Origin of the sequence: Staphylococcus gallinarum, assembly GCF_000875895.1 — a bacterium.
Lineage (GTDB): Bacteria > Bacillota > Bacilli > Staphylococcales > Staphylococcaceae > Staphylococcus > Staphylococcus gallinarum.
The window spans coordinates 1-241 of record NZ_JXCF01000246.1; the positions used below are offsets into that span (position 1 = coordinate 1).

Sequence of the window (241 nt, forward strand, 5' to 3'; positions counted from 1 at the left end):
AGATATGGTTGATTATTGGAACGATTGTTTTAATGATTTACATATTTTGAAACCAGATTGGTCTAGTTTAGAAAAAGTAAAAGACCAAGCAATGATTTATATGCTAATTCATGAAGAAAGGACATGGGGTAAATTAGAAAGACGTACAAAAAATAAATACAGAGAAATGTTAAAAAGTATTTCAGAAATTGATTTAACGGACTTAATGAAATTGACTTTAAAAGAGAATGAAAAACAATTG

1 pseudogene is annotated in these 241 nt (G+C 26.6%); it reads left to right on the forward strand.

The features are described 5' to 3' along the window. Window positions 1-241, forward strand: a pseudogene (locus SH09_RS14310) (replication initiation factor domain-containing protein); the annotation flags it as partial.